35 protein-coding genes are annotated in these 21,484 nt (G+C 61.5%); 2 read left to right on the forward strand and 33 right to left on the reverse strand.

Going from position 1 to position 21,484, the window contains the following annotated elements:
- Positions 1-69: 69 nt before the first annotated feature.
- A complete protein-coding gene (locus tag AC3WLY_RS26285) occupies positions 70-723 on the reverse strand; it encodes a c-type cytochrome (protein ID WP_175963257.1) in 654 nt (217 codons plus the stop codon).
- A gap of 214 nt (positions 724-937) precedes the next feature.
- Here AC3WLY_RS26285 and yihA point away from each other — a divergent pair, with 214 nt between their 5' ends.
- Both yihA and hemB read left to right on the forward strand, forming a co-directional pair.
- Complete coding sequence (gene yihA, locus AC3WLY_RS26290; RefSeq protein WP_034183610.1) at positions 938-1,597, forward strand: ribosome biogenesis GTP-binding protein YihA/YsxC; 660 nt, start codon at positions 938-940, stop codon at positions 1,595-1,597.
- 253 nt (positions 1,598-1,850) lie between these two features.
- A complete protein-coding gene (hemB, locus tag AC3WLY_RS26295; protein ID WP_034183609.1) occupies positions 1,851-2,849 on the forward strand; it encodes a porphobilinogen synthase in 999 nt (332 codons plus the stop codon).
- A 150-nt stretch (positions 2,850-2,999) separates the two neighbouring features.
- On the opposite strand, the gene dsbD is transcribed toward hemB, so the two are convergent.
- From dsbD to tuf, 32 genes are all read right to left on the reverse strand, one after another.
- On the reverse strand, positions 3,000-4,847 hold the full coding sequence (dsbD, locus tag AC3WLY_RS26300; RefSeq protein WP_492308790.1) for a protein-disulfide reductase DsbD: 1,848 nt from the start codon (positions 4,845-4,847) through the stop codon (positions 3,000-3,002).
- Positions 4,840-5,166 carry a divalent-cation tolerance protein CutA gene (gene cutA, locus AC3WLY_RS26305; protein WP_072443822.1) on the reverse strand — a complete coding sequence of 109 codons (327 nt, stop codon included), beginning with the start codon at positions 5,164-5,166 and terminating at the stop codon, positions 4,840-4,842. The genes dsbD and cutA overlap by 8 nt, the downstream gene beginning before the upstream one ends.
- Positions 5,167-5,367: 201 nt before the next feature.
- The gene (rplQ, locus tag AC3WLY_RS26310) at positions 5,368-5,763 is read right to left on the reverse strand and encodes a 50S ribosomal protein L17 (protein WP_006477175.1); all 396 of its coding nucleotides are present in this window, start codon (positions 5,761-5,763) and stop codon (positions 5,368-5,370) included.
- Positions 5,764-5,900: 137 nt separating this feature from the next.
- The gene (locus AC3WLY_RS26315) at positions 5,901-6,878 is read right to left on the reverse strand and encodes a DNA-directed RNA polymerase subunit alpha (protein WP_006477176.1); all 978 of its coding nucleotides are present in this window, start codon (positions 6,876-6,878) and stop codon (positions 5,901-5,903) included.
- Between the two features lie 124 nt (positions 6,879-7,002).
- Positions 7,003-7,626: a 30S ribosomal protein S4 gene (gene rpsD / locus AC3WLY_RS26320; protein WP_012362893.1), complete on the reverse strand. Its 624-nt coding sequence runs from the start codon at positions 7,624-7,626 to the stop codon at positions 7,003-7,005.
- 154 nt (positions 7,627-7,780) lie between these two features.
- Positions 7,781-8,182, reverse strand: a complete 402-nt coding sequence (gene rpsK, locus AC3WLY_RS26325; RefSeq protein WP_004197937.1) for a 30S ribosomal protein S11 — start codon at positions 8,180-8,182, stop codon at positions 7,781-7,783.
- Positions 8,183-8,210: 28 nt separating this feature from the next.
- Positions 8,211-8,576 carry a 30S ribosomal protein S13 gene (gene rpsM, locus AC3WLY_RS26330; protein WP_006477178.1) on the reverse strand — a complete coding sequence of 122 codons (366 nt, stop codon included), beginning with the start codon at positions 8,574-8,576 and terminating at the stop codon, positions 8,211-8,213.
- 38 nt (positions 8,577-8,614) lie between these two features.
- Positions 8,615-8,731 carry a 50S ribosomal protein L36 gene (rpmJ, locus tag AC3WLY_RS26335; protein WP_004199844.1) on the reverse strand — a complete coding sequence of 39 codons (117 nt, stop codon included), beginning with the start codon at positions 8,729-8,731 and terminating at the stop codon, positions 8,615-8,617.
- A 20-nt stretch (positions 8,732-8,751) separates the two neighbouring features.
- Entirely contained in the window at positions 8,752-8,970 is a 219-nt protein-coding gene (infA, locus tag AC3WLY_RS26340; protein WP_004521905.1) for a translation initiation factor IF-1, read from the reverse strand.
- 8 nt (positions 8,971-8,978) lie between these two features.
- Complete coding sequence (secY, locus tag AC3WLY_RS26345; protein WP_072443819.1) at positions 8,979-10,328, reverse strand: preprotein translocase subunit SecY; 1,350 nt, start codon at positions 10,326-10,328, stop codon at positions 8,979-8,981.
- A 42-nt stretch (positions 10,329-10,370) separates the two neighbouring features.
- Positions 10,371-10,805, reverse strand: a complete 435-nt coding sequence (rplO, locus tag AC3WLY_RS26350) for a 50S ribosomal protein L15 (protein WP_006482880.1) — start codon at positions 10,803-10,805, stop codon at positions 10,371-10,373.
- Between the two features lie 26 nt (positions 10,806-10,831).
- Entirely contained in the window at positions 10,832-11,014 is a 183-nt protein-coding gene (gene rpmD, locus AC3WLY_RS26355) for a 50S ribosomal protein L30 (RefSeq protein ID WP_006400644.1), read from the reverse strand.
- Positions 11,015-11,029: 15 nt separating this feature from the next.
- On the reverse strand, positions 11,030-11,548 hold the full coding sequence (rpsE, locus tag AC3WLY_RS26360) for a 30S ribosomal protein S5 (RefSeq protein ID WP_006482895.1): 519 nt from the start codon (positions 11,546-11,548) through the stop codon (positions 11,030-11,032).
- A 14-nt stretch (positions 11,549-11,562) separates the two neighbouring features.
- Positions 11,563-11,928 (reverse strand): 50S ribosomal protein L18, encoded by a 366-nt coding sequence (rplR, locus tag AC3WLY_RS26365; RefSeq protein ID WP_006477183.1) that lies wholly within the window; start codon positions 11,926-11,928, stop codon positions 11,563-11,565.
- A 12-nt stretch (positions 11,929-11,940) separates the two neighbouring features.
- Entirely contained in the window at positions 11,941-12,471 is a 531-nt protein-coding gene (gene rplF, locus AC3WLY_RS26370) for a 50S ribosomal protein L6 (RefSeq protein ID WP_006758786.1), read from the reverse strand.
- An 18-nt stretch (positions 12,472-12,489) separates the two neighbouring features.
- Complete coding sequence (gene rpsH / locus AC3WLY_RS26375; protein WP_034183605.1) at positions 12,490-12,885, reverse strand: 30S ribosomal protein S8; 396 nt, start codon at positions 12,883-12,885, stop codon at positions 12,490-12,492.
- Between the two features lie 14 nt (positions 12,886-12,899).
- Positions 12,900-13,205, reverse strand: coding sequence for a 30S ribosomal protein S14 (gene rpsN, locus AC3WLY_RS26380; RefSeq protein ID WP_006482884.1), 306 nt, complete (start codon positions 13,203-13,205; stop codon positions 12,900-12,902).
- Between the two features lie 7 nt (positions 13,206-13,212).
- Complete coding sequence (rplE, locus tag AC3WLY_RS26385; protein ID WP_006482882.1) at positions 13,213-13,752, reverse strand: 50S ribosomal protein L5; 540 nt, start codon at positions 13,750-13,752, stop codon at positions 13,213-13,215.
- A gap of 16 nt (positions 13,753-13,768) precedes the next feature.
- Positions 13,769-14,077 (reverse strand): 50S ribosomal protein L24, encoded by a 309-nt coding sequence (gene rplX / locus AC3WLY_RS26390; RefSeq protein WP_006477187.1) that lies wholly within the window; start codon positions 14,075-14,077, stop codon positions 13,769-13,771.
- 9 nt (positions 14,078-14,086) lie between these two features.
- Positions 14,087-14,455: a 50S ribosomal protein L14 gene (gene rplN, locus AC3WLY_RS26395; RefSeq protein ID WP_006482918.1), complete on the reverse strand. Its 369-nt coding sequence runs from the start codon at positions 14,453-14,455 to the stop codon at positions 14,087-14,089.
- A 309-nt stretch (positions 14,456-14,764) separates the two neighbouring features.
- Positions 14,765-15,037, reverse strand: a complete 273-nt coding sequence (rpsQ, locus tag AC3WLY_RS26400) for a 30S ribosomal protein S17 (RefSeq protein ID WP_006752928.1) — start codon at positions 15,035-15,037, stop codon at positions 14,765-14,767.
- Positions 15,034-15,228: a 50S ribosomal protein L29 gene (gene rpmC / locus AC3WLY_RS26405; protein WP_006400652.1), complete on the reverse strand. Its 195-nt coding sequence runs from the start codon at positions 15,226-15,228 to the stop codon at positions 15,034-15,036. Before rpmC ends, rpsQ begins: the two co-directional genes overlap by 4 nt.
- Positions 15,229-15,237: 9 nt before the next feature.
- Entirely contained in the window at positions 15,238-15,654 is a 417-nt protein-coding gene (gene rplP, locus AC3WLY_RS26410) for a 50S ribosomal protein L16 (RefSeq protein ID WP_006482873.1), read from the reverse strand.
- 2 nt (positions 15,655-15,656) lie between these two features.
- Positions 15,657-16,457 carry a 30S ribosomal protein S3 gene (gene rpsC / locus AC3WLY_RS26415; protein ID WP_006482899.1) on the reverse strand — a complete coding sequence of 267 codons (801 nt, stop codon included), beginning with the start codon at positions 16,455-16,457 and terminating at the stop codon, positions 15,657-15,659.
- Between the two features lie 11 nt (positions 16,458-16,468).
- The gene (gene rplV / locus AC3WLY_RS26420) at positions 16,469-16,798 is read right to left on the reverse strand and encodes a 50S ribosomal protein L22 (protein WP_004199272.1); all 330 of its coding nucleotides are present in this window, start codon (positions 16,796-16,798) and stop codon (positions 16,469-16,471) included.
- 12 nt (positions 16,799-16,810) lie between these two features.
- On the reverse strand, positions 16,811-17,086 hold the full coding sequence (gene rpsS, locus AC3WLY_RS26425) for a 30S ribosomal protein S19 (RefSeq protein ID WP_004199273.1): 276 nt from the start codon (positions 17,084-17,086) through the stop codon (positions 16,811-16,813).
- A 10-nt stretch (positions 17,087-17,096) separates the two neighbouring features.
- Entirely contained in the window at positions 17,097-17,924 is an 828-nt protein-coding gene (rplB, locus tag AC3WLY_RS26430) for a 50S ribosomal protein L2 (protein ID WP_006482900.1), read from the reverse strand.
- 2 nt (positions 17,925-17,926) lie between these two features.
- Entirely contained in the window at positions 17,927-18,241 is a 315-nt protein-coding gene (gene rplW / locus AC3WLY_RS26435) for a 50S ribosomal protein L23 (RefSeq protein ID WP_004199275.1), read from the reverse strand.
- On the reverse strand, positions 18,238-18,858 hold the full coding sequence (gene rplD / locus AC3WLY_RS26440) for a 50S ribosomal protein L4 (protein ID WP_040143046.1): 621 nt from the start codon (positions 18,856-18,858) through the stop codon (positions 18,238-18,240). The genes rplW and rplD overlap by 4 nt, the downstream gene beginning before the upstream one ends.
- Positions 18,858-19,508, reverse strand: coding sequence for a 50S ribosomal protein L3 (gene rplC, locus AC3WLY_RS26445; RefSeq protein ID WP_006482922.1), 651 nt, complete (start codon positions 19,506-19,508; stop codon positions 18,858-18,860). The genes rplD and rplC overlap by 1 nt, the downstream gene beginning before the upstream one ends.
- A gap of 178 nt (positions 19,509-19,686) precedes the next feature.
- A complete protein-coding gene (rpsJ, locus tag AC3WLY_RS26450) occupies positions 19,687-19,998 on the reverse strand; it encodes a 30S ribosomal protein S10 (RefSeq protein WP_004199280.1) in 312 nt (103 codons plus the stop codon).
- Positions 19,999-20,284: 286 nt separating this feature from the next.
- Positions 20,285-21,475 (reverse strand): elongation factor Tu, encoded by a 1,191-nt coding sequence (tuf, locus tag AC3WLY_RS26455; protein ID WP_006482910.1) that lies wholly within the window; start codon positions 21,473-21,475, stop codon positions 20,285-20,287.
- Positions 21,476-21,484 lie beyond the last annotated feature (9 nt).

Here is a 21,484-nt window from a genome sequence, read left to right on the forward strand (position 1 = left end):
CCCACCCTTTTCTTGTTCTGACTCCGGACGCCCTTCGGGCGCCCGGTCATTCCATTCGCGACCGACCGCTCAACGCAGGCCCGCGATGTAATCCGCGACGGCCTTGATCTCGTTGTCCGACAGGCGCGTCGCGATCTGATGCATCGCGTCGTTGTTGTTGCGCGCGCCAGCTCCCTGCTGGAACGCGGTCAACTGCGCGACCGTGTAATCGGCCCACTGCCCCGACAGACGCGGGTACTGGACCGGAAGCCCCTGCCCGGTCGGCCCGTGGCAGCTCGCGCAGGCAGGTACGCCCTTCTCCGCGATGCCGCCGCGATAGATCTTCTGGCCGATCGGCACGGTCGCCGCATCGCGTGCGGTACCGAGCTTCGTCGTCTGCGACCCGTAGTACGCGGCGACGTTGCGCATGTCGTCCGCGCTCAGCGCGCTCGCGAATCCGACCATCACCGCGTTGGTACGCACCGGCCCCTTCGCGCCCGGCTGCGTCTTGAAGTCGTTCAACTGCTTGACCAGATACTCGGGATGCTGGCCGGCAAGCTTCGGGAAACTGCCCGACGCGCTATTGCCGTCAGCGCCGTGACACGACGCGCAGACCTGCCCGGCAATCGCCTTGCCGCGGTCGAGATCCGGCTTTGCCGCATCCGCCGCGTTTGCCTCCGCTACGAAACCTACGAACCCTGCTGCAACCTGAAGCACCATCAGAGACTTGCACAGTCGATTCATTCGCACACCCTGTTTCGTCTTGTGGGAATTTGAGGTTCTGCAAAAAACGACGGCGACCAGTCTACCGCAGAAGCCACATAAAAGCGCGAGGCAGGCGCCCGGTGGCCTTCGGCAAAACCGCCGTATTGTACAATATCGTGTTGAAAGCTCCCGCGCCTATCGGGGCTACCCCGCCTCCACCAAGCGGCTCGCGCCGCCCGTCCTTCCGGTTCCCATGGCCTTTCTGCTCCATCAAGCCCGCTTCTACACGACCGTCAACCATCTGCGCGACCTGCCGCCGACGGTACAGCCGGAAATCGCGTTCGCGGGCCGCTCGAACGCCGGCAAGTCGACGGCGATCAACGTGCTGTGCAACCAGAAGCGGCTGGCCTTCGCGTCGAAGACGCCCGGCCGTACGCAGCATATCAACTACTTCTCCGTCGGCCCGGCCGCCGAGCCCGTCGCGAACCTCGTCGACCTGCCCGGCTACGGCTACGCGGAAGTGCCGGGCGCCGCGAAGGCGCACTGGGAAATGCTGCTGTCGTCCTACCTCGCGACCCGCTCGCAGCTCTGCGGCCTGATCCTGATGATGGATTCGCGCCGTCCGCTGACCGACCTCGATCGCCGCATGATCGAGTGGTTCACGCCGACCGGCAAGCCGATCCACACGCTGCTGACGAAGTGCGACAAATTGACGCGGCAGGAAAGCATCAACGCGCTGCGGACCACGCAAAAGGGGCTGGATGCGTATCGCGACCAGGGCGTCCAGGGCAAGCTGACGGTCCAGCTGTTCTCCGCGCTGAAGCGCACGGGGCTCGACGAGGCACATGAGTTGATCGAGAGCTGGGTGCGGCCGTCCGTCGCCGACGAAAAAAGCGAGCCTGTAGCACAATGATCGGGCAACGCGCGGCCGGGATCGGCGGCGCGCACCTGACGGCGCCTGCGGATTCGGCCGGCTCATAAAAAAACCCGCCGTTTAACGGCGGGTCAAACAGCCTAATCGAAAAACGACAGGCACCCGCTCAGGGAGGAGAAGCGGGGAGTTGCACGCGACGCGTGCCGCTCGATCGCTATCATATACCAACGCTCCCGAAAATGACCTAAGGGTTCCGTAAGGTCCTTACTGCCCTGATTTCTGCCCAATCGACATGAGCTTCCATCCGCTTCATCGTCCGCGCCGGATGCGCCGCGACGACTTCTCCCGGCGCCTGATGCGCGAAAACCGCCTGACCACCGACGACCTGATTTATCCGGTGTTCGTCGTCGACGGCACCAACGAACGGCAGCCGGTGCCGTCGATGCCCGGCGTCGAGCGCGTGTCCGTCGATCTGCTGATGCATGTCGCCGAGCAATGCGTCGAACTCGGCGTGCCCGTGCTGTCGCTGTTCCCGGCCATCGAGCCGTCGCTGAAAACGCCTGACGGCCGCGAGGCAGCCAATCCGGAAGGCCTGATCCCGCGTGCGGTGCGCGAGCTGAAGAAGCGCTTCCCCGAGCTCGGCGTGCTGACCGACGTCGCACTCGATCCGTACACGAGCCACGGCCAGGACGGCGTGCTCGACGAGAACGGCTACGTGATCAACGACGACACGATCGAGATCCTGGTCGATCAGGCGCGTGCGCAGGCCGAAGCAGGCGTCGACATCGTCGCGCCGTCGGACATGATGGACGGCCGCATCGGCGCGGTCCGCGAGATGCTGGAAAGCGACGGCCATATCCATACGCGCATCATGGCCTACTCGGCCAAGTTCGCGTCGGCGTTCTACGGCCCGTTCCGCGACGCGGTCGGCTCGGCATCCAACCTGGGCAAGGGCAACAAGATGACCTACCAGATGGATCCGGCGAACAGTGACGAAGCGCTGCGCGAAGTGCGCCTCGACATCGACGAAGGCGCCGACATGGTGATGGTCAAGCCCGGCATGCCGTACCTCGACATCGTGCGTCGCGTGAAGGACGAGTTCCGCTTCCCGACCTACGTGTACCAGGTGAGCGGCGAATACGCGATGCTGAAGGCTGCCGCGATGAACGGCTGGCTCGACCACGACAAGGTCGTGCTCGAATCGCTGCTCGCGTTCAAGCGTGCGGGCGCCGACGGCGTGCTCACGTACTTCGCGCTCGACGCCGCGCGTCTGCTGAAAGCGCAACGCTGATCGCTCGCCGGCAGGCGTAAGGAAAAACGGCGGGACACCTCGGTGTTCCGCCGTTTTTTTGTTTGCCGCCGATCGAGGCCACCTGCCTGCCGACGTCGAATCGTCAGCTGATGCCGCGCGAGCGCCCCGGTTCACCACCGGCTGACACTGTCATACCGTCGGGACAGCGACCCGATCGAGGCTGCGCAGGAACGTCTCGGCCGCCTGATAGCCGACCACGCGCCCGATTTCGTTGCCGCTGCGATCGAAAAAGATGATGCCCGGCGGCCCGAACAGGTTGAAGCGCTTGAGCAGCGCCTGATCGTCCGGGTTGTTCGCGGTGACATCCGCGCGCACGAGGTGAAGCTTCGCGAGCCTCGCCTGCACGCGCGCGTCGGTAAACGTCAGATGCTCCATCTCCTTGCAGCTCACGCACCAGTCGGCGTAGAAGTCGAGCATCACGGGCCGGCCCGACGTCTTCAGCAGCACGTCGAGCTCGCTACTGGAGCGCACCGATGCGAACGCGGGCCCGTCCTGCGCGGCTGCCGTGCCCGCCGCCGCAGCGCCGCCCGACGCAACCGTGCGAGCCGCAAGCACGGCCAGCGGCTTGACGGGATCGGTCGACCCTGCAGCCAGGCCGACGAGCAGTGTCGCCGCCCAGATCGCGAGCGCGGCGCCCACGCCGCGGCCCAGGCGGCGCCAGATCGACGCAGCGCCGGCGTTCGGCGTGAACAACCCGAGCGCCGCGGCCGCGATGAGCAGCCACAACGCGGCGAGCACCATCTTCAGAGCGCCTGCGAGCACGGGCCACACGATCCACAGCGCGGCCGCGAGCAGCACGATGCCGAAGAACACCTTCACGCCATCCATCCATGCGCCCGCGCGCGGCAGCACCGTCCCGGCACCGACGCCGACGACCAGCAGCGGCACGCCGAGCCCCAGCCCCATCGCGAACAGCGCCGCACCGCCGAGCAACGCATTGCCGGTGTGCGCGATGAAGGCCAGCACCGCGAACAGCGGCGCCGTCATGCATGCGCCGACGACCAGCGCCGACAATGCGCCCATCGCGGCAACCGCGGCGAAATGGCCGCCCCGGCGCGCGCTCGATGCCTCGGCCGCGCCGTTCTGCCAACGCTCGGGCAGCGCGATGTCCTTGCCCGAAATCAGCGATACGGCGAACGCGGTGAGCAGCACGCCGAACGCGCCGAGCACCCACGGGTTCTGCAGCCACGCGCCGAGACTCTGGCCGACCAGCGCCGCGGCGATGCCGAGCACCGTATAGACCAGCGCCATGCCGACCACGTAGGTCAGCGACAGCGCGAAGCCGCGCGCATGCGTCGCGCGCGTGCCCTGGCCGATGATGATCGCGGACACGATCGGAATCATCGGGTACGAACAGGGCAGGAGGCTCAGAACGACGCCAGCGACGAAGTACAGCGCGACGATCGAGAAGAAGCCGTGACCTTCGAGCAGCGACTGCGCGAAATCGGCGCTCGTGACCTTGTCGAACCAGCTACCGGCAGCCGTTTCGCCGGACGACGATGCGGCTGCACCCAGCGCGGCGCCGTCGATCTTCACGACGTGCTCCGCCGGCGGATAGCAGATCCCTTCGTCCGCGCACCCCTGCGACGTCACCGCGAGCTCGAACGGCCCCGACGCCTGCTTGACCGGCACGTGCACCACGACTTCGTCACGATAGGTCTCGACGTCCTTCTGGAACGTCTGGTCGAACTTCACGTGGCCGGCCGGCAATTGGGGCTCGCCGAGCGTCGCCTGCCCGCTCTTCACCGCGAACGCGAACCGCTCGCGATACAGGTAATAGCCGTTGGCGACCTTGAAGCGGACGTCCACCTGTCCCGGCGATTCGCTCGCGCTGAACTTGAAAGCGACCGCCGGATCGAGGAAATCGTCGGCCGCGCGCGCGACCGACTGGCCACCCAGCACGAGCACGAACGACAACAGAACTGCAAGAAGCCGCAGCGCGCGCACGCGCACGGAAAGCGCCATACCGTTAAACATGAAATAGACGTTGAGTTTCACTGGTCACCCACTGGCCGTACGCGGCCGATGCCGTCGCCTGCCACGAGACGATTTCGGGCGTCTCGTACGGATGATGCGCAAGAATAAATCGCTCCAGTTCGAGCGCCCGCACGGGGCTCGTCTTGAACAGCAACTGGATCTCGTCGGCCGTTTCGACCTTGCCCTGCCAGTGATAGCGCGACTTGATCGTGCCGAGCTCCGACACGCACGCGGCAAGCCGCGCGTCGAGCGCGCCGTCGGCTAGCGCCGCGGCCGTCGCCGCGTCAGGCACCGTCGTCAGCATCAGCACCACTATCATCCCCGTCCTCCTGGCTGGTCTACCGGTTCCTGCCGGCGCGGCAATCCGCCCTGGGACCACGCTGGCTGCCCCGTATCGTAGCGCAGCCCGCGCAACGCTGCCTGAGTCGGCCTGCGACAATCGATCGCAGCCGGCGCCCCAAAAACAAAAAGGGCCAAGCAATCGCTCGGCCCCTTTCAGATACTGCTGCGTACCGGAAGCTTATTCAGCTTCTTGCACGTTTTCCGTTTCGTCGACTTCCGGACGGTCGAGCAGCTCGACCAGTGCCATCGGTGCGTTGTCGCCGACGCGGAAGCCGAACTTCAGCACGCGCAGGTAGCCGCCCGGACGGTTCGCGAAGCGCGGACCGAGCACGTCGAACAGCTTCGCCACCGAGTCACGATCGCGCAGGCGGTTGAACGCCAGGCGACGGTTTGCCAGCGACGGCTTCTTGCCGAGCGTGATCAGCGGCTCGACGACTTTACGGAGTTCCTTCGCCTTCGGCAGCGTCGTCTTGATGACTTCGTGCTCGATCAGCGAGTTGGACATGTTACGGAGCATAGCCAGACGGTGGCTGCTCGTGCGGTTCAGTTTCCGCAGACCATGACGATGGCGCATTTCAGTTTCCTTGATTCAAAGTTTTGATCCAGCTCTTCTATCGCACCTCGGAGGGTGCACGGGCCGGTAACGAAAAAAGCAAGATGCGGATTTTAAAGGAAAATCCGCATCTTTGCCAACTGCAGCAACAACCGGGCTTACTTGTCGAGACCAGCCGGCGGCCAGTTCTCGAGCTTCATGCCCAGCGTGAGACCGCGCGAAGCGAGCACTTCCTTGATCTCGTTGAGCGACTTGCGACCGAGGTTCGGCGTCTTCAGCAGCTCGTTTTCCGTGCGCTGGATCAGATCGCCGATGTAGTAAATGTTCTCGGCCTTCAGGCAGTTCGCCGAACGAACCGTCAACTCGAGATCGTCCACCGGACGCAGCAGGATCGGGTCGATCTGCGGTGCGCGCGACGGTGCCTCGGCAGCCGTTTCCGTGCCTTCCAGCGCCGCGAACACGGACAGCTGGTCGACCAGGATGCGGGCCGATTGACGGATCGCTTCTTCCGGCGTGATCACGCCGCTCGTCTCGATGTTCATCACGAGCTTGTCGAGGTCGGTACGCTGCTCGACACGTGCGCTTTCGACAGCGTAGCTCACGCGGCGAACCGGCGAGAACGATGCGTCGAGGACGATGCGGCCGATGATCTTGGCCGTGTCTTCGCCGTAGCGACGGACGTTGCCGGGCACATAGCCGCGGCCCTTCTCGATCTTGATCTGAACGTCGAGCTTGCCGCCCTTCGACAGGTGCGCGATCACGTGATTCGGGTTGATGACTTCGCAATCGTGAGCCAGCTCGATATCGCCGGCCGTGACGACGCCTTCGCCTTCCTTGCGCAGCGTAACCGTCACTTCGTCACGGTTATGCAGCTTGAACACCACGCCCTTCAGGTTCAGCAGCAGGTTGACGACGTCTTCTTGCACGCCATCAAGCGTCGAGTACTCGTGCACCACGCCTGCGATCGTGACTTCGGTCGGCGCGTAGCCAACCATCGACGACAGCAGCACGCGGCGAAGCGCATTGCCCAAGGTATGGCCGTAACCGCGCTCGAACGGTTCCATGACCACCCGCGCGTGGTTCTCGCCCAGCGATTCCACGGCGATGATCTTGGGTTTCAGCAAACTGGTTTGCATGGGTTTTCCTTTTCAATACCCTCGGCTCGTTACACCGATAAGGCTGACCGGTAACAACCAGAAAATAAACAGCCGAGGCCCCTCCTTGCGTAACGCAATCGGGGTACCTCGGCTGTCAATCCGATTAACGCGAATACAATTCGACGATCAGGCTTTCGTTGATGTCGCCTGCGATGTCAGCGCGTTCCGGCATTTGCTTGAACGTGCCTTCGAACTTCTTCGCATCGACTGCAACCCAGCTCGGCATGCCGCCTTGCTCGGCCAGCGACAGTGCTTCGACGATACGCGCCTGCTTCTTCGCCTTTTCGCGGATCGCGACGACGTCACCCGCCTTCACTTGCTGCGACGGGACGTTCGCGACGACGCCATTCACCGTGATCGACTTGTGGCTCACGAGCTGACGCGCTTCGGCGCGGGTCGAGCCGAAGCCCATGCGATACACGACGTTGTCGAGGCGCGACTCGAGCAGTTGCAGCAGGTTTTCACCCGTGTTGCCCTTGCGGCGGTCGGCTTCAGCGAAGTAGCGGCGGAACTGACGCTCCAGCACGCCGTAGATACGCTTGACCTTCTGCTTTTCGCGCAGCTGCGTACCGTAGTCGGACGTACGTGCGCCCGAGGTACGGCCGTGCTGACCCGGCTTGCTGTCGAGCTTGCACTTGTCGGCGAGCGAGCGGCGCGCGCTCTTCAGGAACAGGTCGGTGCCTTCACGGCGGGACAGCTTGGCTTTGGGGCCGATATAACGTGCCACTTTGCATTCCTTTATCAATCAGTCACGCGGATCGAAATCCGCGCTAGTCCGCTCCCTTTGGGGCGAACGGTGGGCTTAGTCAATCAAAAAAGCAACGCCCGTCGACGCTGAGCGGCGACAGGCAATGCGCCAGCACGAACGTGCCAGCACATTCTTAGATACGACGACGCTTCGGCGGGCGGCAGCCGTTGTGCGGAATCGGGGTGACGTCCGAAATCGCGGTGATCTTGATGCCGAGGCCGTGCAGTGCACGCACTGCCGACTCGCGACCCGGGCCCGGGCCCTTGATCCGCACTTCCAGATTCTTCACGCCATATTCCATCGCGACGCGGCCGGCCGACTCGGCTGCGACCTGAGCAGCGAACGGCGTCGACTTGCGCGAGCCCTTGAAGCCCTGGCCGCCCGACGTCGCCCATGCCAGCGCGTTGCCTTGGCGATCGGTGATCGTGATGATCGTGTTGTTGAACGACGCGTGGACGTGAACCACACCTTCAGCGACGTTCTTCTTAACCTTCTTGCGAACGCGTTGCGCCGCGGTGTTCGAAGCCTTAGCCATTACGTTTTCCTGTAACTGTCAGTTCCGCTTACTTCTTCAGCGCTTGCGCTGCACGACGCGGACCCTTGCGGGTACGTGCGTTCGTACGCGTACGCTGACCGCGCATCGGCAGGCCCTTGCGATGACGGACGCCACGGTAGCAACCGAGGTCCATCAGGCGCTTGATGTTCATCGTCACTTCACGGCGCAGATCGCCTTCGACGACAAACTTGCCCACTTCTTCACGCAGCTTTTCCAAGTCTGCGTCGGTCAGGTCCTTGACCTTCTTCGAAAAATCGACGCCAGCTGCCACGCAGATGCTGCGCGAACGGGTGCGGCCGACACCGAAGATTGCCGTCAGGCCAATCTCGGTATGCTGGTGATTCGGGATGTTAACCCCTGCGATACGAGCCATTGTTTTTCCTCAAACAAAAAGCGCAAACAAACGCGCGGTCAGCCTTGGCGCTGCTTGTGGCGCGGATCCGAGCTGCAGATCACGCGAACGACGCCTTTGCGCTTGATGATCTTGCAATTGCGGCAAATGCGCTTAACCGATGCCATCACTTTCATGATAATACCCTTTTTTCAAATCACTTCGCCCGGAACACGATCCGCGCACGAGACAGATCGTAAGGCGTCAACTCAACCGTCACCTTGTCGCCGGGCAGAATGCGGATGTAGTGCATCCGCATCTTTCCGGAAATATGCCCCAACACGACATGGCCGTTTTCCAGCTTCACACGGAAGGTCGCATTCGGGAGGTTTTCGATCACCTCACCCTGCATCTGGATTACATCGTCTTTGGCCATAGTCCTTATTAACGCGTTGGGATGTTGCCGCCCTTGAAGTTGGCCTTCTTGAGCAGCGACTCATACTGTTGCGACATAACGTACGACTGCACCTGCGCCATAAAGTCCATCGTGACGACGACAATGATCAGCAGCGACGTTCCACCAAAATAAAACGGCACGTTCCAGCGCAGCACCAGGAATTCCGGCAGCAGACACACGAAGACGATGTAGATCGCACCGGCCAGCGTCAGACGCGTGAGGATGCGGTCGATATATCGTGCGGTCTGATCGCCCGGACGGATGCCCGGAACAAACGCGCCGCTCTTCTTCAGGTTGTCCGCGGTTTCCCTGCTGTTGAACACCAGTGCGGTGTAGAAGAAGCAGAAAAACACGATTGCCAGCGTGTACAGCAGCACATAGACCGGCTGGCCCGGCTTCAGCGCTTCCGCAACGTTATGCAACGTATTGGAAATCCAGCTTCCCGTCGGCTGACCGGTACTGAACCAGCCGAGAATCGTTGCCGGGAACAGGATGATCGACGATGCGAAGATCGGCGGAATCACGCCCGACATGTTCAGCTTCAGCGGCAGGTGCGACGACTGCCCGCCGTAGATCTTGTTGCCGACCTGGCGCTTCGCGTAGTTCACGAGGATCTTGCGCTGACCGCGTTCGATGAACACGACCAGGTAAGTCACCGCGGCAATCAGGACGACGATGATGATCGCCGAAATGATGCTCATCGAACCCGTACGCACCAGCTCGAACAGCCCACCGACGGCATTCGGGAACCCTGCTGCGATCCCGCCGAAGATGATGATCGAGATACCGTTGCCCAGACCACGCTCGGTAATCTGCTCGCCGAGCCACATCAGGAACATCGTGCCGGTAACCAGCGTCACGACCGTCGTCAGACGGAACAGCATGCCGGGATCGGTGACGAGGCCCGGCTGGTTTTCCAGCGCAGCCGCGATACCGAACGCCTGGAAGGTCGCGAGCACCACGGTGAAATACCGCGTGTACTGCGTGATCTTCCGTTGCCCTGCCTGCCCTTCCTTCTTCAGCGCCTCGAGCTGCGGCGAAACGATCGCCAGCAACTGCATGATGATCGACGCCGAAATGTACGGCATGATCCCCAGCGCAAAGATCGTGAAGCGGGAAAGTGCGCCACCCGAGAACATGTTGAACATGCCCAGGATGCCACCCGCCTGGCTCTGGAACAGCTTAGCCAGTTGATCCGGATCGATGCCCGGCACGGGAATGTGCGCGCCGATGCGATAGACGATCAGCGCCAGGAGCAGGAACATCGCTCGCCGACGCAGATCGCCGAATTTCGCCGTGCTTCGACCGGGTTTTGCAAGACTCGGGCTGTTAGCCAAGTACCTTCTCCGATGAATGCAAGTGACGACGCGCTACGCGTGTCACTCGGCGAACGAACCGCCAGCCGCTTCGATCGCAGCGCGCGCACCCTTGGTGGCACCGAGACCCTTCACGACGATCTTGCGCTTCAGTTCGCCCGTCGCGATGATCTTTGCGCTCTTCGTCAGCTCGCCGACCAGGCCGGCTTGCTTCAGTGCGAGCAGATCGATCTCGTCGACCGGCAGCTTCTCGAGGTCGCCCAGGCGCACTTCACCAACGAATTCCTTCGTCAGCGACGTGAAGCCGCGCTTCGGCAGACGACGTTGCAGCGGCATCTGACCGCCTTCGAAACCGACTTTGTGGAAGCCGCCCGAACGCGATTTCTGACCCTTGTGACCACGGCCAGCCGTCTTGCCGAGGCCCGAACCGATGCCACGGCCGACGCGACGCTTGGCGTGCTTGGCGCCAGCGGCCGGCTTCAGGTTATTCAATTCCATATCAACTCCTTGATCCGTAGGGCCGCTTACGCGATGACCTTAACGAGGTACGAGACCTTGTTGATCATGCCGCGGACCGCCGGCGTGTCCTGCAGCTCGCTGACCGAGTTGAGTCGGCGCAGGCCCAGGCCACGCACGGTCGCGCGGTGCGATTCGCGGGTCCCGATCAGGCTCTTAACGAGCTGAACCTTGACAGTTTTTTCAGACATGGTGACCACCCGGGCTTAGCCCAAAATTTCTTCGACGGACTTGCCGCGCTTCGCCGCGATGTCTGCCGGGGTGGACTGCTTGCGCAGGCCGTCCAGCGTGGCGCGAACGAGGTTGTACGGGTTCGTCGAACCGTGGCTCTTCGCCACAACGTTCTGAACGCCCATCACGTCGAACACTGCGCGCATCGGGCCGCCGGCGATCACGCCCGTACCTGCCTTCGCCGGAGCGAGGAGGACGGCCGATGCGCCGTGCTTGCCGTGCACTTCGTGCTGCAGCGTGCCGTTCTTGAGCGGCACCTTGAACATGTTGCGGCGAGCTTGTTCCATTGCCTTCTGGACAGCGACCGGCACTTCCTTCGCCTTGCCCTTGCCCATACCGATGCGGCCATCACCATCGCCAACCACGGTCAGTGCGGCGAAGCCGAGAATACGGCCACCCTTCACGACCTTGGTCACGCGATTGACCGAAATCATCTTTTCACGAAGGCCGTCGTCGCGCTCGTCAGCCTGAACTTTCGCTTGCATCTTTGCCATGACGAATTCCTTCCTTAGAACTTGAGCCCAGCTTCGCGAGCTGCCTCAGCCAGCGCTTTCACGCGGCCGTGGTAGCGGAAGCCCGAGCGGTCGAAGGCGACGGATTCGATGCCGGCGGCCTTTGCCTTCTCGGCAATACGCTTGCCGATCAGCGTCGCGGCGTTAACGTTGCCGCCCTTGCCCGACTTGTCGGCGAGCTCGGCGCGCACTTCTGCCTCGAGCGTCGACGCGCTGGCGAGCACCTTGGTGCCGCAGGGCGAGAACACTTGAGCGTAGATGTGCGTGTTCGTGCGATGCACGGCGAGACGCGCGACCTGCAGCTCAGCGATCTTGATACGCGTCTGGCGAGCGCGGCGCAGGCGAGATTGAGTCTTATCCATGATTGCGCACCCTTACTTCTTCTTCGTTTCTTTGAGGATCACAACCTCGTCGGAATAGCGCACGCCCTTGCCCTTGTAGGGCTCCGGCGGACGGTAACCGCGAACTTCCGCAGCTACTTGACCGACTTGTTGCTTGTTGATCCCCTTGATCACGATTTCGGTTTGCGTCGGGGTTTCAGCCTTGACGCCTTCCGGCATCTGGTGCACCACCGGGTGCGAGAAACCCAGCGACAGGTTCAGCTTGTCGCCTTGCGCTTGCGCACGGTAACCGACGCCAACCAGCGTCAGCTTGCGCTCGAAACCCTTGGTCACGCCGTGCACGGCATTCGCGATGATCGCGCGCATCGTGCCCGACAGTGCGTTTGCTTCGCGGCTTTCGTCGACCGGCGACAGATTCAGCGTGCCGTCGTTGTTCGCCACGTTCACGAGCGGATTGATCGCTTGCGTGATGGTGCCCAGCGGACCCTTGACGGTGATTGCACCGTCGGCCAGCTTGACTTCCGCGCCTTGCAGCGCGATCGGGCTCTTACCTACTCGAGACATGTTTCTCTCTCCTCGGCTTTAAGCGACGTAGCAGATGACTTCGCCGCCGACGCCGGTAGCGCGCGCCTTGCGGTCGGTCATCACGCCCTTCGGCGTCGACACGATTGCCACGCCGAGGCCATTCATGACCTGCGGAATGTCGTTACGACCGCGGTAGACGCGCAGGCCAGGCTTCGACACGCGCTCGAGGCGTTCGATGACCGGACGGCCAGCGTAGTACTTCAGCGCGATGTTCAGTTCTGCCTTCGCGCCTTCAGCCTTCACCGCGAAATCGTCGATATAACCTTCGTCCTTCAGGACTTGCGCGATTGCAACCTTGACCTTCGACGAGGGCATCGCGACCGATACCTTCTCGACCATCTGCGCGTTGCGGATGCGAGTCAGCATATCGGCGATAGGATCACTCATGCTCATTTACGTTTCTCCTATTACCAGCTCGCCTTGGTCAGGCCAGGAATCTCGCCACGGAATGCGATTTCACGAATCTTGTTACGCGCGAGGCCGAATTTACGGAACGTGCCACGCGGACGGCCCGTGATCGCGCAGCGGTTACGCTGGCGGGTCGGGTTTGCGTTGCGGGGCAGTTGCTGCAGCTCCAGGCGTGCTTCGTAGCGCTCTTCTTCCGACTTGCTTTGGTCTTCGACGATCGCCTTCAGCGCTTCGCGCTTTGCTGCGAACTTCGCGACCAGGCGGGCGCGCTTCTTTTCACGTTCGATCAGTGCCAGTTTAGCCACGGTAACCTCAGTTTCTGAACGGGAACTTGAAGCTGGCGAGCAGAGCCTTTGCTTCGTCGTCGGTCTTCGCAGTCGTCGTGATGCTGATGTTCAGCCCACGCAGTGCGTCGATCTTGTCGTAATCGATTTCGGGGAAAATGATCTGCTCTTTCACACCGATGTTGTAGTTGCCACGGCCATCGAAAGCACGACCCGACACGCCGCGGAAGTCACGCACGCGGGGCAGGGCGACGGTCACGAAACGGTCGAGGAATTCATACATTGCACGACCACGCAGCGTCACCATCGCGCCGATGGGATAACCCTGGCGGATCTTGAAGCCTGCGATTGCCTTGCGCGCCTTCGTCACGACCGGCTTCTGACCAGCGATCTTCGTGAGGTCGCCAACGGCGTTCTCGATGATCTTCTTGTCAGCGATCGCTTCGCCAAGACCCATGTTCAGCGTGATCTTGGTGATGCGCGGCACTTCCATGACCGACTTGTAACCGAACTTCTCAATCAGGCCGGGCACAACCTTTTCTTTGTAAAACTCTTGAAAACGAGCCATTTTTTACTCCGCTGCGTCAGGCGCTCAGTACGGCACCGGTCGTCTTCAGGAAGCGAACCTTCTTGCCTTCCTCGACCTTGATGCCAACACGCGACGCCTTGCCATTCGCGTCGACCAGTGCGACGTTCGAAATATGCAGGGGCATCGTCTTCGCTTCCACGCCGCCCGTCGTACCCTTCATCGGGTTCGGCTTCACATGCTTCTTGACGAGGTTGATACCTTCAACCGTCACATGCTCAGCACCGACAGCCAGCACGACGCCGCGCTTGCCCTTGTCCTTGCCGGTAACGACGATCACTTCGTCACCCTTGCGAATCTTGTTCATCGCGACTCCTTACAGCACTTCCGGCGCCAGCGAAACGATCTTCATGAATCGTTCGCTACGCAGCTCACGCGTCACCGGCCCGAAGATACGGGTGCCGATCGGCTCGAGCTTGTTATTCAAAAGCACAGCGGCGTTGCCGTCGAACTTGATCAGCGAGCCGTCTTGACGGCGCACACCCTTGGCGGTGCGGACCACCACGGCGTTGTAAATTTCGCCTTTCTTCACGCGCCCGCGCGGCGTTGCCTCTTTGACGCTCACCTTGATGATGTCGCCAATGCCGGCATAACGACGCTTCGAGCCGCCGAGCACCTTGATGCACAGGACTTCACGTGCACCCGTGTTGTCGGCTACTTCGAGCCGAGATTCGGTCTGGATCATGGTTTGTCTTTCCCAACTTAATCCGGATGCACCACCATGATGCATTCGGTCAGTCTTGGTCCCGTCAGCCAATCGGCTGCTTGGGTTGGAACAGCAGCGACGGCAAACGAAACCCGCCATCGCAATTCGGTGAATCTTTCGGACAGGCTGGCGCCAGTCCGCTTCCCCCACCAACTTCGCCCGCGACGGGGCTCCCATAAAGAGGGAAGACCAGGATTATAACAAATAACCCTGGTCACGCAAGCAAAAACTTTGCGATTTCAAGCACTTCGTGGAGAAGTGCCTGTTACTGCCTACCGCACGGCCCGCTTAGATGACGCGAGCTGCTTCGACGAGGCGCGACACCGTCCAGGCCTTCGTCTTCGAAACAGGACGAGTTTCCTGGATTTCGACGAGATCGCCTTCGTTGCAGGTGTTCGCTTCATCGTGCGCGTGGTACTTCTTCGAGCGCACGACATACTTGCCGTAGATCGGGTGCTTGACGCGGTGCTCGATCAGCACGGTGACGGTCTTGTCCATCTTGTTGCTGACGACCCGACCGACCAGCGTCCGCTTCAGCGAGGTTTTCACGCTATCGTTCATTTCTGGTTCGCCTTCTGAGTCATGACGGTCCGCACACGTGCGATGTCGCGACGAACCTTCTTCAGCTGGCTCGTGTTCGTGAGCTGCTGGGTCGCGAGTTGCATGCGCAGGCCGAATTGCGCCTTCAGCAGGTCCGCCAGCTCCTTGTTGAGCGCGGCCTGGTCTTTCTGGAGAAGTTCGGAAGCCTTCATGTTTTCTCCTTAGGCGCCGAGCTGGCGCACGATGAATGCCGTCTTCAGCGGCAGCTTGGCTGCAGCCAGACGGAACGCTTCGCGTGCCAGTTCTTCGGTTACGCCGTCCATTTCATAGAGCATCTTGCCCGGCTGAATCTCGGCGACGTAGTACTCCGGGTTACCCTTACCGTTACCCATACGCACTTCGGCCGGCTTCTGCGAAATCGGCTTGTCCGGGAAGATCCGGATCCAGATGCGGCCGCCACGCTTGATGTGACGCGTCATTGCACGACGCGCCGCTTCAATTTGACGTGCGGTCAGACGACCGCGACCGATCGCCTTCAGGCCGAATTCACCGAACGACACTGCGTTGCCGCGCGTCGCCTTGCCGGTGTTACGACCCTTCTGCTCTTTACGATACTTTCTGCGTTTCGGTTGCAGCATCGTTATTCTCCAGTCTTGCCGTCTTCGGGCTTGCCGGCGCCACGGCGCGGTGCGCCACGGCGAGCACCCGGAGCGCCGCCTTCGCCGTCACGGCGCGGACGACGATCGCCCGGACGCGCATTGCGACGCGGACGCTTGTCTTCGGCTACTTCTTCCACCACCGGTGCGTCATTGCGGCCGAGCGTGTCGCCCTTGTACACCCATACCTTGACGCCGATGATCCCGTAGGTCGTCTTCGCTTCCGAAGTCGCGTAGTCGATATCGGCACGCAGCGTGTGAAGGGGCACGCGACCTTCGCGATACCACTCCGTACGAGCGATTTCGATACCGTTCAGACGGCCAGCGCTCATGATCTTGATGCCCTGGGCACCCAGACGCATCGCGTTCTGCATCGCACGCTTCATCGCGCGACGGAACATGATCCGGCGCTCGAGCTGTTGCGTGATCGAGTCAGCGATCAGTTGCGCATCGGTTTCCGGCTTGCGGATCTCTTCGATGTTGACGTGGACCGGAACGCCCATGCGGCGTTGCAGTTCCGTCTTCAGCTGTTCGATATCCTCGCCCTTCTTGCCGATGACCACGCCCGGACGCGAGCTGTAAATCGTGATGCGCGCGTTCTTCGCCGGACGCTCGATGACGACCCGACCGACCGAAGCGTTCTTCAGCTTCTTCTTCAGGTATTCACGAACACCGATGTCTTCCTGCAGCATCGCCGCGAAATTGTTGTTGTTCGCGTACCAACGCGAAGCCCAATTACGGCTGACAGCCAGGCGGAAGCCAGTCGGATGAATTTTCTGTCCCATCGTATGGCTCCTTAATTCCCGACCGTCACAGTGATGTGACAGGATTGCTTCTCGATGCGGTTACCGCGGCCCTTGGCGCGCGCGGTGAAACGCTTGAGCGATGCAGCCTTGTCGACGTAGATGCTCTTGATCTTGAGCTCGTCGATATCGGCGCCTTCGTTGTGCTCCGCATTCGCGATTGCCGACAGCACAACCTTCTTCACGATGCCAGCCGCCTTCTTCGGCGAGAACGTCAGAACGTTCAGCGCCTTGTCGACCGGCAAACCGCGGATCTGGTCAGCCACAAGGCGCGTTTTTTGCGCCGAGATGCGGGCACCGCGATGAATTGCTTTCACTTCCATCTTGATTGCCCCTTATTTCTTGGCCTTCTTGTCGGCTGCGTGACCCTTGAACGTACGGGTCAGTGCGAACTCGCCAAGCTTGTGGCCGACCATGTTTTCCGAGATGTACACCGGAACGTGTTGACGGCCGTTGTGAACAGCGATCGTCAGGCCGATGAAATCCGGCAGAATCGTCGAGCGACGCGACCAGGTCTTGATCGGCTTTTTGTCGCGCGAAGCTGCAGCCGCCTCAACTTTCTTCAGCAAATGGGCGTCGCAGAACGGACCTTTTTTAACAGAACGTGCCATTGCCTACTCCTTAACGCTTGTGACGGCGCTGGACGATCATCGTCGTCGTGCGCTTGTTGCTGCGGGTGCGGTAACCCTTAGCCGGCGTACCCCACGGGCTCACCGGGTCGCGACCTGCAGCCGTCTTGCCCTCACCACCACCGTGCGGGTGATCGACCGGGTTCATCGCAACGCCACGCACCGTCGGGCGGATACCGCGCCAGCGGTTCGCGCCAGCCTTGCCGATCTGGCGCAGGCTATGCTCTTCGTTGCCGACTTCACCGATCGTTGCACGGCACTCGATGTGCACGCGGCGGATTTCGCCCGAACGCAGGCGAACCTGCGCGTAGACGCCTTCGCGCGCCAGCAGCATGGCCGACGTGCCAGCCGAACGCGCCATTTGCGCGCCCTTGCCCGGCAGCATCTCGATGCAGTGGATCGTCGTACCGACCGGAATGTTGCGGATCGGCAGCGTGTTGCCTGCACGGATCGGCGCTTCCGAACCCGACATCAGCTGTTGGCCGACGGTCAGGCCCTTCGGGGCGATGATGTAGCGACGCTCGCCGTCTGCGTAGAGCACCAGCGCGATGTTCGCGCTGCGGTTCGGGTCGTATTCGAGACGCTCGACCTTTGCCGGGATGCCATCCTTCGTGCGACGGAAATCGACGATACGATAGTGCTGCTTGTGACCACCGCCCTTGTGGCGCGTGGTGATGCGGCCGTTGTTGTTACGGCCGGCGGTCGAGCTCTGCGAGTCGAGCAGTGCCGCGAACGGCTTGCCCTGGTGCAGATTCTTGTTGACCACCTTGACCATCGCGCGGCGACCCGGCGAAGTCGGTTTAACTTTCACGATTGCCATGATTACTTGGCCTCCGCTTCAAAGTTGATTTCCTGGCCGGGCTTCAGGCAAACGTACGCCTTCTTCACGTCCTTGCGGCGGCCCATCGAACGGCCAAAGCGCTTCTGCTTGCCCTTCTGAACCAGCACGTTGACGGAATCAACTTCCACCTTGAACAGCAGCTCGACAGCCGCCTTCACTTCCTGCTTCGTGGCATCCGGTGCGACTTCGAACACGACTTGCTCGTTCTTGTCGGCAACCAGCGTCGCCTTTTCCGAGATCACCGGTGCGAGCAGGACCTGCATCAAACGATGATCGTTCTTGCGAATCTCGCTCATGACAGCAACTCCTCGATCTGGGCGACCGCAGCCTTCGTGACCAGCACTTTCTTGAAGTAGATCAGCGACAGCGGGTCAGCGTAGCGCGGCTCGACAATTGCCACGTGCGGCAGGTTGCGCGAAGCCAGGTACAGGTTTTCGTCAACCGTGTCGGTGATGATCAGCACGGAGTCGAGACCCATGGTCTTGAATTTGTCGGCCAGCAGCTTGGTCTTCGGCGCTTCGAGGACGATGTCCTCGACGACCGACAGACGGCCTTCACGGGCCAGCTGCGAGAAGATCGAGCAGAGACCTGCGCGATGCATCTTCTTGTTGACCTTGTGCGAGAAGTTTTCTTCCGGCGAGTTCGGGAAGATACGACCACCGCCACGCCACAGCGGGCTCGACGACATACCGGCACGAGCACGGCCCGTACCCTTCTGGCGCCACGGCTTCTTGGTGGTGTGCTTGACCTGCTCGCGGTCCTTCTGCGCGCGGTTACCCTGGCGAGCATTCGCCTGGTAAGCGACGACGACCTGGTGGATCAGCGCTTCGTTGTAGTCACGACCGAACACGACGTCCGATGCGTTGACCACTGCACCTTCCTGACCATTTTCGTTCAGGAGCTTGAGTTCCATTATTTCGCCCCCTTGGTCTTGACGGCCGGCGTGACAAAAACCTTGCCACCCTTCGCGCCCGGAATCGCACCCTTGACGAGCAGCAGCTTGCGCTCTGCGTCGATACGAGCGATTTCGAGGTTCTGCACCGTCACGGTCACGTCACCCATGTGACCCGTCATGCGTTTACCCGGGAACACGCGACCCGGATCCTGCGCCATACCGATCGAGCCCGGCACGTTGTGCGAGCGCGAGTTACCGTGCGTGGCACGGCCGGAGGAGAAGTTGTAACGCTTGATCGTACCGGCGTAGCCCTTACCGATCGACACACCCTGCACGTCGACCTTCTGGCCCACTTCGAAAAGATCTGCACCGACCACGGCGCCATTCGACAGCTCGGCTGCCTTGGCCGCGTCAATGCGGAATTCCTTGAGGATTTCACCGGCTTCGACACCGGCTTTGGCGAGATGACCTGCCAGCGGCTTCGTCACGCGCGATGCGCGACGGGAGCCGAATGCAACCTGCACGGCCGTGTAGCCGTCGGTTTCAACAGTCTTGATCTGCGTCACGCGGTTGTCCGACACGTCCAGCACGGTGACGGGAATCGAATCCCCTTCAGCCGTGAAGATACGGGTCATGCCAACCTTGCGACCTACGAGTCCAAGGCTCATCATTTTCTCCATTCCCGACTGCGATTGGTCGGGGCTGATTTACAAAATGCCGGGCACGCAAGGCCCAACTTTTTTACGCGAATACGCGAAAAGCCAAGCAGTATAGCCCGACCTCTCGATTTCCGCAAGCAATACAAAGACTTAGCGCCGCCCGGCAAGCCGATCGGCGCTGGAAGCCTTACTGCAGCTTGATTTCCACGTCGACGCCAGCCGGCAGATCGAGCTTCATCAGCGCGTCAACCGTCTTGTCGGTCGGATCGACGATGTCCATCAGGCGCTGGTGGGTGCGGATTTCGAGCTGATCGCGCGACGTCTTGTTGACGTGCGGCGAACGCAGGATGTCAAAACGCTGAATGCGCGTCGGCAGCGGCACCGGGCCACGGACGATTGCGCCAGTCCGCTTCGCGGTATCGACGATCTCGGCAGCCGATTGATCGATCAGACGATAGTCGAAAGCCTTCAGGCGAATGCGGATTTTCTGTTGCTGCATGACGATTCCTTGAAAAGAGCGAGGCGATGTTGCATCGCCGGACACTAAAAGAACGTGAAACATGACGCCTGCGGGGAGCGAGACACCAGGTTCCGGACAGTACTTCCACTGCTAAGCCCGCGATTCTACACGAAATTGTGGAGCGGTGGTGCGGGTTTCTCGGCCCATGCAACGGAGCACCGGAAAAACAAAACCGGGTGCCAGCGCAAGCTGGGCACCCGGTTTCGACGGTACGACTGCATACCGTGGAATCGCGGACCCCGTCGGGGTCCGCGGATCGTCGATGTTACTCGATGATCTTGGCGACGACGCCGGCGCCGACGGTACGGCCGCCTTCGCGGATTGCGAAGCGCAGACCTTCTTCCATCGCGATCGGAGCGATCAGCTTCACCGTGATCGACACGTTGTCGCCCGGCATCACCATTTCCTTGTCCTTCGGCAGCTCGATCGAGCCCGTCACGTCCGTCGTACGGAAGTAGAACTGCGGACGGTAGTTGTTGAAGAACGGCGTGTGACGGCCGCCTTCGTCCTTGCTCAGCACGTACACTTCAGCCGTGAAGTGCGTGTGCGGCGTGATCGAACCCGGCTTCGCCAGAACCTGGCCACGCTCCACGTCTTCACGCTTCGTGCCGCGCAGCAGGATACCGACGTTGTCGCCTGCCTGACCTTGGTCCAGCAGCTTGCGGAACATTTCAACGCCCGTGCAGGTCGTCTTCACCGTCGGCTTGATACCGACGATTTCGATTTCTTCGCCGACCTTCACGATGCCGCGCTCGACACGACCCGTCACCACCGTACCACGGCCCGAGATCGAGAACACGTCTTCCACCGGCATCAGGAACGCGCCGTCAACTGCGCGCTCCGGCGTCGGGATGTACGTGTCCAGCGCGTCGGCCAGGCTCATGATCGCCACTTCGCCCAGCTCGCCCGTGTCGCCTTCCAGCGCCAGCTTCGCCGAACCCTTCACGATCGGCGTGTCGTCGCCCGGGAAGTCGTACTTCGACAGGAGTTCGCGAACTTCCATCTCGACCAGCTCGAGCAGTTCAGCGTCGTCCACCATGTCGCACTTGTTCAGGAACACGATGATGTACGGAACGCCAACCTGACGCGCCAGCAGGATGTGCTCACGCGTTTGCGGCATCGGGCCGTCTGCTGCCGAGCAAACCAGGATCGCGCCGTCCATCTGTGCCGCGCCCGTGATCATGTTCTTCACATAGTCAGCGTGGCCCGGGCAGTCGACGTGTGCGTAGTGGCGGTTAGCCGTTTCGTACTCGACGTGTGCCGTGTTGATCGTGATGCCGCGCGCCTTTTCTTCCGGTGCCGCGTCGATCTGGTCGTACGCCTTCGCTTCGCCGCCGAACTTCTTCGTCAGAACCGTCGTGATCGCTGCCGTCAGCGTCGTCTTGCCGTGGTCAACGTGACCAATCGTACCAACGTTCACGTGCGGCTTGGTCCGCTCAAACTTTTCTTTTGCCATGATTCTCTT

It is taken from the genome of Burkholderia sp. FW306-1C-G01B (assembly GCF_058781685.1).